Origin of the sequence: Streptomyces sp. NRRL S-495 (genome assembly GCF_000966955.1) — a bacterium.
Taxonomy (GTDB): domain Bacteria; phylum Actinomycetota; class Actinomycetes; order Streptomycetales; family Streptomycetaceae; genus Kitasatospora; species Kitasatospora purpeofusca.
Window position 1 is genome coordinate 1 of record NZ_JZWY01000608.1, and the last position, 7913, is coordinate 7913.

6 protein-coding genes are annotated in these 7913 nt (G+C 76.8%); 5 read left to right on the forward strand and 1 reads right to left on the reverse strand.

The genetic code is table 11. From position 1 onward, the window contains the following. A partial coding sequence (locus VR45_RS42765) for a glycosyltransferase family 4 protein (RefSeq protein WP_052709451.1) occupies positions 1-1094 on the reverse strand: 1094 nt, incomplete at its 3' end. A gap of 263 nt (positions 1095-1357) precedes the next feature. Between VR45_RS42765 and VR45_RS28710 the strand changes: the two genes are divergently transcribed. From VR45_RS28710 to VR45_RS28730, 5 genes are all read left to right on the forward strand, one after another. Continuing rightward, the gene (locus VR45_RS28710) at positions 1358-2575 is read left to right on the forward strand and encodes a glycosyltransferase family 4 protein (protein ID WP_234326274.1); all 1218 of its coding nucleotides are present in this window, start codon (positions 1358-1360) and stop codon (positions 2573-2575) included. 494 nt (positions 2576-3069) lie between these two features. Further along, a complete protein-coding gene (locus tag VR45_RS28715) occupies positions 3070-4989 on the forward strand; it encodes a polysaccharide biosynthesis tyrosine autokinase (protein WP_045942767.1) in 1920 nt (639 codons plus the stop codon). Continuing rightward, a complete protein-coding gene (locus tag VR45_RS28720; protein ID WP_078896916.1) occupies positions 4986-6191 on the forward strand; it encodes a glycosyltransferase in 1206 nt (401 codons plus the stop codon). Before VR45_RS28715 ends, VR45_RS28720 begins: the two co-directional genes overlap by 4 nt. Before the next feature lie 109 nt (positions 6192-6300). Continuing rightward, positions 6301-7374: a GNAT family N-acetyltransferase gene (locus VR45_RS28725; RefSeq protein WP_234326275.1), complete on the forward strand. Its 1074-nt coding sequence runs from the start codon at positions 6301-6303 to the stop codon at positions 7372-7374. Further along, the coding region (locus VR45_RS28730) for a hypothetical protein (RefSeq protein WP_045942768.1) at positions 7374-7913 on the forward strand (540 nt) is incomplete at its 3' end. The genes VR45_RS28725 and VR45_RS28730, both read left to right, overlap by 1 nt.

The following is a 7913-nucleotide window of genomic DNA, read 5'->3' on the forward strand; positions in this document are numbered from 1 at the left end:
CCGAACAGCCGCTGCCAGGCGTCGGCCACCACGTCGAGCTCGCAGTGGGCGAGCGCGTGCGCCCGGGCCGCGGCGCCGAGTCCGGCCCGGTCGCCGGCCAGCACCTTGGCCAGCGCCTCGGCGAGGGCCGGCGGGTCGCCGGGGGCGACCAGCGCGCCGGTGACGCCGTCCCGGACCACCGAGCCGACCCAGCCGACGTCCGTGGCCACGGCCGGCAGGCCGGCCAGCGCCGCCTCGATCAGCACCCCGGGCACACCCTCGCTGTCGCTGCTGAGCAGGACGGCGTCGGCGGCCCGGTAGAGCGGCGCCGGGTCGGCGAGGGTGCCCAGGAAGTGGGCCCGGGCGGCGGCGGGATGTCGCTCCAGGGCGGAGCGCTGCGGGCCGTCGCCGGCGACCGCGAGGCGGACGTCCGGGAGCCGGCCGAGGGCGTCGAGGGCGAGGTCCAGGCGCTTCTCGGGGGCGATCGCGCCGAGCCAGGCGACCAGCAGGCCGTCCGAGGGCAGGCCGAGCGCCTGCCGGGCGGCGCGGCGGTCGGCCTCGTCGGCGGCCGGCGGGTAGCGGTCGGCGGCACGGGCGTTGGGGATGGTGCGGACCCGGCCGGCGGGCAGCCGGAAGCGTTCGACGAGCAGTTCGCCGGCCTCGTCGGCGAGGGCGGTGACGGCGGCGGCGCGGTGCAGCAGGGCGCCGGTGCGCAGCCGGCGGACCGGTCCCGCGGTCCAGTGCCGGGGGTCGCCGATGGAGACGTAGACGAACGGGGTGCGGGTGCCGGCGAGGGCGATGGCGCAGGCCGGGAGGGTGGAGGAGCCGTGGGCGACCACGAGGTCGGCGGTGCGGGCGGCGGTTCGCAGGGCGGCGAGGGTGCGCGGGTGGAGCCGGCCGGGGCCGAGCACCGCGGTGGCGCGGGTGTCGGGGGCGTCCGGGTGGGCGTCGGGGTGCGGGGCGAGGGCGCGCAGTGCGGAGGCCTGGCCCCGGCGGCGCAGTTCGCGGTGCAGGTCGCGGGCGAGGTTCTGGGCGCCGCGACGGCGTGGATCGGTGATGAGGTGAAGGATGCGGGGGCGGGTTCCGGCCGTCCTGACCGGTGTCGCTTCGGGCATGGCAACGACCTTGGCACAGCGCCCCGTCAGGGACGACCCCTTCGCGCAACCCGGCGGTGGTCCGTAGGTCGGCGTGCGGTCTCCGGGAGGGCGCCGGTCGGAAGCCGTCGTGCGCCCCACCGGGGGTGCACGCGCCCCCGTTCCGCGCCGTCGACCGCCCCCTGACCGTTCGCCGGCGTCCGGTCCGCGGCACCCGGCCTGCGGCGCACCCGCCCCCGCGCCGGTCTGACCGAACCGCTGGCGGGCGCCGACCGCGACCTGCGATGCTGAGCGGCAGTCAGGGCGCCCTCCCGGCACGGGAGACCGGGGGCGCCCAGGAGGGCGGGGGTTGGCCTGTGCATGTGCTCTATGTGATCGACAGCGTGAGCCGGGTCGGCGGGGCCGAGCAGGGCCTGGTGGCGATGACCCCCCAGCTGGTACGGGCCGGGGTGAAGCTCGACGTCGCGTACCTCAAGGACTCGCCCGGCGGCTTCCAGCCCGAGCTCACCTCGGCCGGGGCCGATGTGTTCGGGGTCGGCCGGCCCACCCGGGGCGGCACCGTCGCCGCACTGCACCGGCTGGTCCGCGAGCGGCGGCCCGACCTCGTGCACACCACGCTCTACGAGTCGGACGTGCTGGGCCGGGCGGCCGCCCTGGCGGCCCGCACCCCGGTGGTGACCAGCCTGGTCAACGCGGCGTACGGGCCGGAGCACCGCAACGCGCGCGGGCTGAACCCGTGGAAGGTGCGGGCCGCGCAGGCGGTGGACGCCACCACCGCGCAGGGCACCCGGCGCTTCCACGCGCTGACCAGGTACGTGGCCGGGGCGATGGCCCGGCGGCTGCGGGTGCCGTCGCAGCGGATCGACGTGGTGCCGCGCGGGCGTGACCCGGAGCTGCTCGGCTCGGTGACGCCGGACCGGCGGGCCGCCGTCCGGACGGCGCTGGAGCTGCCGCAGGACGTGCCGGTGGTGCTGGCCGCGGCCCGGCAGCAGTACCAGAAGGGCCTGGACGTCCTGCTGGAGGCCTGGCCCGAGGTGCTGCGGGCGGAGCCGGAGGCGGTGCTGCTGCTGGCCGGCAGCGAGGGCGGCGAGAGCGAGCGGCTGCGGGCGCTGGCCGCGGCGACCGGCGGGGTGCGGTTCCTCGGGCCGCGCGACGACGTGTTCGACCTGATGGCGGCCTCGGACGCGTTCGCGGTGCCGTCCCGCTGGGAGGGGCTCGGCAGCGCGGCGATGGAGGCGATGGGCGTCGGGGTGCCGCTGGTGGCCGCCGATGTGCCGGCCCTGCGGGAGACGGTCGGGTCCGAGGACTACGCCCGGCTGGTGCCGCCGGAGCGCCCGGCCGCACTGGCGGCGGCGCTCGTCGACACCCTGGAGGACCGGGCCTCGGCGCGGGTGCGGGCGAAGGCGGCGCGGGCCCGGTTCCTGACCTCGTTCACGCTGCACCAGGTGTCGGCGCAGATGGTGGGGTTCTACGAGCGCTCGCTGCGGCTGCGGACGGTCTGAGCCCGTCCGGGGCCCGGACGCTCCGGGGCCGGACCCGTCGGCGGTGCGCGCCCGGCCCGGGTGCGGGGACGCAAACCGGCCCGGGTGCGGGGACGCACACGCCGACGGCCCGTTCTGTCCGGATCCGGGCGGGTCGGCGGCCGGTGTACGCGATCTCCCGGGCCAGTATCGCCAAAGCGGTTGCGCCGCACGTCGGGGCTCGGGAAGCATCGCAAGGGGATCCGGCGGGGGCGGCGGTCGGCGTGCGGCGCACGCGATGCACCACCGGGCCGGACCACGCCGTGGGGAGTACGTCGTTCAGGACGTTGTCCGCGAGTCGTCAGGGGGGCGGGTTGCGACATCAGCCGAGGGATTCCACCGTGCCCGCGAGGGTGTGCCGGTCACGCCCCGGGGCGTGACCCGACCAGCGGTACCCGGACCCGCCACGCTCCCGGACCGGGAGGCGACGGGCGCTGACAGCACCACCGCACCACGAACGCGAGGGGATCCAACCGGTGGAACCGGCAAACCACTTCACCGTCCTGCGGCGCTACTGGCGACTGCTCGTCGGCTGCACGCTCGCCGCGCTGGTCGTCGGCTGGCTGCTGACCCCGACCGGTGACACGGTGGACAACGCCAAATGGAAGTGCAAGGTCGCGATCACCCCGGTCGCCGGCGCCGGCGACACCGTCCGGGCCGACCAGGTGCTCTCCTACGCCCAGGGCGCGGACGTCGCCGCGGCCGCCGCGAAACAGCTCGGCATCACCGACGCCTCCGAGGTGATCGCCCGCCGCACCGTCACCGCCGACAGCCCCCAGATGCTGACCATCGCCACCACCGGCCCCACCGGGCAGTCCTGCTCCGACCTGGCCACCGCCTACTCGGCCGCGATCATCAAGGGCTACAGCGACGAGTCGGCCCGCAGCACCGCGGAGACGATCAAGAAGCTGCAGGCCCAGGCGGAAGCCCAGCAGCAGCAGCTGAACGAGATCCAGGCCCAGTACAACCGCTCCTCCCCCGCCGACCAGCCCAAGCTCCAGCCCAAGCTGACCGCCGCCAACACCTCGCTGACCACCACCCTCACCACGATCAGCAAGCTGGCCAACAGCGCCCAGACCGACGCCATCCAGCAGTGGGGCAGCATCGACGCCCGCCAGGGCACCAGCAACCTGCTCTCCTCCCCCAGCCGCAGCGTGCGGCTGGGCCTGGCGGTGTTCCTCGGCCTCGCGCTCGGTGTGGTCGCGGCACTCATGCTCAGCCGGATGGACACCCGGCTGCGCAGCCGCAACGCGGTCGAGGAGGCCTTCAACCTGCCGGTGATCGGCGAGGTGCCGCACCTGTCCCGCCGGCAGCGGCGGGTGCGCGAACCGCTGGTGCGCGCCCGGCCGTCCGACCCGGCCGCCGAGGCCTACCGCTCGCTGCGCTCCACCCTGCTGCTGACCGGCCCGGACACCCTGGCCCGGCCGGCCGGCGGTGACGACCGGGACCCGAAGCGGACCGTCCCTCGCCCGCTCACCGAGCCGGCGCCGGTGGTCCTGGTCGCCTCCGGCGGCAGCCGCGACGGCCGGACCATCACCATCGCCAACCTGGCCGCCGCGCTCGCCGAGACCGGCCGCGGCGTCCTCGTCCTGGACTGCGACTTCCGCCACCCGCAGCTGCACACCCACCTCGGCGTGGGCGACGGACCCGGGATGGCCGAACTGCTCAGCGGTGAGCGGCTCGACGAACTGGAGGACCTGATCCGGCCGACCAATGTCGCCGGGGTCTCGCTGATCACCGGCGGCAACACCACCGCGTACCCGGCGGCGCTGGTGCTGCGGGCCGGCGATGTGCTGCGGCGGGTCCGGCCGCACGCGGACGTCGTCCTGATCGACACCTCCCCGCTGCTGCACGCCAACGACGCCTACGACCTGGTGCAGCACGCGGACGCCGTGCTGGTCACCGTGCGCAGCGGCAATGTCACCCCGGAACAGGCCGACCGGGTGGCCGAGTTGCTCTCCCGGACCGGGGTGCCGGTGGCGGGCGTGGCCCTGCTCGGCACCTACGGCCCCTCCGGTCGGCGGCGGCGCGGGCCCGCGGGCGGCACCGGGGGGTCCGGACCGGCCGGGCGGAGCGGGCCGCAGCAGCAGCCGCAGGCGGCGCTGCCGCGCCAGTCCGGGCCGGCGCCGGAGCGGACGTCCGCTCCCGGGCCGGAACGGGCCGCCGAGCCGTCCGGGGAGCGCGGCGGCGGACGGACCACCCCCAGCTGGGCGCGGCGCGCGTCCGGGGAGAACGGCGGCAGCCCGGGCAGCGCAGGTCCGAACGGCACCGGTGCGAACAGCGCCGGTGCGAGCGGCACCGGTCCGAACGGCACCGGTCCTGGCAGCGCCAACGGCCACGGGCACGGCGGCGACCAGGGCGAACCGGCCCTGCTGCGCGAGGCGGAGGAGCGATGAGCGGGCCACTGGACGAGCCGCCGCGGGCAGAGCCGGCGCCGGAACGGGTGCCGGAGCCCGGGCCGACGGAGGCCCCCGTGCGGGTGCTGTGGCTGGCCAAGGGCCTCGGCCGCGGCGGCGCCGAGCAGCTGCTGCTCAACTGCGCCCGCCACGCCGACCGTTCGCGCTACCGGATCGAGGTCGCCTACGTCCTGCCGTGGAAGGACGCGCTCGCCCCGGCGCTCACCGAGGCCGGGGTGACCGTGCACTGCCTCGGCGGCGTCCCCGGCACCCCGGGCCGGGCCGATCCGCGCTGGCCGCTGCGGCTGCGCCGGCTGCTCGCCGAGCGCCGGTACCACCTGGTGCACACCCACATGCCGGTACCGGCCGCCGCCGCCCGGCTGCTCGCCCCCACCCTGACCGGCCCCGGGCCGCGCCTGGTGCACACCGAGCACAACGTCTGGGAGCGCTACCGCCCGGCCACCCGCTGGGCCAACGCGCTCACCTACCGGCGTAATGACGCGGTGATCGCCGTCTCGCACGCCGTCGCCCGGACCGTCCCGCCGGGACGGCGCCGCCCCGGCGAGTGGGTCACCGTGGTGCACCACGGCCCCGACCTGGCCGGGGCCGCCGCAGGACCGGCCGCCCGAGCCGCCGCCCGCGCCGAACTCGGCCTGCCGACCGAGGCGTTCGTCGTCGGCACGGTCGGCAACCTGACCCCGAAGAAGGACCAGGCCACCCTGCTCGCCGCCCACGCGGACCTGCTGCGCCGCCACCCCCTGGCCCGGCTGGTGCTGATCGGCGCCGGACCGCTGGAGGGGCAACTCCGCGCCCGGGCCGCCGAACTGGGCATCGCCGACGCCGTCCTGATGACCGGGTCGCGCCCCGACGTGCCGCAACTGCTGCCCGCACTGGACGTGTTCACCCTGAGCTCCCGTCAGGAGGGCTTGCCGGTCGCCCTGATGGAGGCGATGACCAGCGGACTGCCCTCGGTGGTCACCCGGGTCGGCGGCATGCCCGAGGTGCTGGACGACGGCGAGCAGGGCTACCTCGTCCCGCCCGGCGACCCGTCCGCGCTGGCCGACGCGTTCGCCCGGCTGGCCGAGGAACCCGAGCTGCGCACCAGGCTCGCGACCGCCGCCCGGGAGCGCTCCGAGCGCTTCGACGTGGCGGGCGCCCAGCGCGCCGTCGAGGCGGTGTACGCGCGGGTCCTGCGGCACTGAGCGGACAGCCCCACCCGGAGAACCCCGGAGCACCGGCGTTTCCCCCTTGACCCGACCGAGTTGCCCCCGAGCTGACCCCCCGACCACCGATGGGAGAGCGAGTCCGGACGTGAGCGCCCTGCCCGCCCCCGCCGAGCTGACCTTCCGCCCGCCGGCCGAGCCCGACCTCCCCGCCGTGCTCGACCTGCTCACCGCCTCTCTGGCGGGTGGACCCACCGGCACCCGCACCGCCGAGTTCTTCGCCTGGAAGCACCTCCGCAATCCCTTCGGCGCCAGCCCAGGGCTGGTCGCCGAGACCGCCGACGGCCGGCTGGCCGGGGTCCGCCTCTTCCTGCGCTGGCAGTGGCGGGCGGGCGGCGCGGACGGCCGCCCGGTCAACGCCGTCCGGCCCGTGGACACCGCCACCCACCCCGACTTCCAGGGCCGCGGCATCTTCCGCCGGCTCACCCTGGACCTGCTCGACCAGGTCGCCGGGGACACCGAGCTGGTGTTCAACACACCCAACGGCAACAGCCTGCCCGGCTACCGGAAGATGGGCTGGCAGGAGCTGGGCCGGGTACCGATCGCGGTCCGCGCCGTCCGCCCGGCCGCCTTCGCCCGGGGCGCGCGTGCCGCCCTCGCCCGCCGTCCGGCCGCCGTGCCGACCGGTCCCCCGGACTGCCGACTGCCCACCGCCCGGGCCTGGTTGGCCGATCCGGCGGTGACCGGCGCGCACGGCCCGCTGGCCGAACTGCTGCGCGAACGCGCCGCCGCCGACGCCACCGACCACCGGCTCGCCGTCCACCGCACCCCGGAGTTCCTGCGCTGGCGGTACGGCGAGGCCCCCGGCCTGGACTACCGGGTGCTCACCGTGCACCGCGGCGAGGAACTGACCGGCCTGGCCGTCGGCCGGCCCCGACGGCGCGGCCCGCTGGCCGAGTTCACCCTCGCCGACCTGGTGGTCCGCCCCGGCGACCGGGACAGTGCCGTCCGGCTGCTGCGCGCCGCCGCCCGCGAGTCCGGCTGCGACCACGTCGCCACCCACCTCTCCCCCGGCACCGAGGCCGCCGACGCGGCGCTGCGGGCCGGCTACCTGCGGGCCCCGCGCACCGGGATGACCCTCGCCGCCCGCACCCCGGCCGGCGCCACCCCGCTCACCCTGGCCGACTGGCGGTTCAGCCTCGGCGACCTGGAGGTGTTCTGATGGCGGCGGCGCCCGGGGGACCGGGCCCGGCGGGCGCCGCGACGGCGGTGCTCCGGCGCGTCCCCTGGCCGTCCGCCCTCGCCGCCGCCCTGGTCACCGGCTACGTCACGCTCTTCGTGCTCGCCTCGGCGCACACCTCGTACGACACCTGGGGCGCGCTGCTGATCCTCCCGGCGCTGATGGCGATCGGCACCCCGCTGCTGGCCCGGATCGCGGCCGCCAACCCCGAACGGGACGTCTTCCGGCTGCTGCTGCTGGCGATGACCGCCAAACTGCTCTGCGCCTTCCCCCGCTACCTGATGGCCTTCGTGCTGTACGGGGGCGCGGCCGACGCCAAGATGTACCACCAGAAGGGCAGCGAGCTCGCCGCCTATCTGGACCAGGCCGACCTGCTCGGCGGCGTCCACTACGACCTGGGCATGAAGGTCGCCGGCACCGGCTTCGTCATCATCGTCACCGGCATCGTGTACGCGATCACCGGCCCCTCGCTGATCGGCGGCTTCCTGGTCTTCTCCTGGCTGGGCTTCTGGGGCCTGCTG

Excerpts from the sequence above, each read along its gene's own strand:
- VR45_RS28710 (WP_234326274.1), top strand. The coding sequence starts at position 1,358 with ATGCTGAGCGGCAGTCAGGGCGCCCTCCCGGCACGGGAGACCGGGGGC.
- VR45_RS28720 (WP_078896916.1), top strand. The coding sequence starts at position 4,986 with ATGAGCGGGCCACTGGACGAGCCGCCGCGGGCAGAGCCGGCGCCGGAA.